General features: G+C 67.1%; 1 protein-coding gene. It reads right to left on the bottom strand.

What is annotated here, in order from left to right; all coding sequences use genetic code 11:
• The coding region (locus G3I71_RS45800; RefSeq protein WP_164324867.1) for an endo-1,4-beta-xylanase at positions 1-590 on the bottom strand (590 nt) is incomplete at both ends.

Genomic DNA, 590 nt, shown 5'->3' with positions numbered 1-590 from the left:
GTCTGGTAGTTGTTCGGCACGGGGCTCTGCGGGTTGAAGTGCGACTGGAAGCCCACGCAGTCGATCGGGACGCCGCGGGCCTTGAAGTCGCGGACCATGGTGTAGACGGCCTGCGTCTTGGCGTGCGTCCAGTCGTCGGTGTTGTAGTCGTTGTAGCAGAGCTTGGCGCCCGGGTCGGCAGCGCGTGCGGCGCGGAACGCGGCCTCGATCCAGTCGTTGCCGGTGCGCTGCAGGTTCGAGTCGCGGCGCGAGCCGCGACCGTCGTCGGCGAAGGCCTCGTTCACGACGTCCCAGGCGTAGATCTTGCCGCGGTAGTGCGTCGCGACCTGCGTGACGTGGTTGAGCATCGCCTGGCGCAGCGCGCTGCCCTCCATGCCCTGCATCCAGCCGGGCTGCTGCGCGTGCCACGCGAGCGTGTGCCCGCGCACCTTCTTGCCCTTGCCGAGCGCGTAGTTCACGATCCGGTCGCCGTTGGTGTAGCTGAACTGGCCCCGGTTCGGCTCCGTGGCGTCCATCTTCATCTCGTTCTCGGCGGTGATCATGTTGAACTCGCGGTTCGCGATGGTCGAGTACGTCGAGTCGTTGAGGCG

It is taken from the genome of Streptomyces sp. SID12501 (assembly GCF_010550245.1).
Classification (GTDB): Bacteria; Actinomycetota; Actinomycetes; order Streptomycetales; family Streptomycetaceae; genus Streptomyces.
The sequence above is the reverse complement of the archived record's forward strand: the minus strand, read 5'-3'. Positions and strand labels throughout refer to the sequence as shown.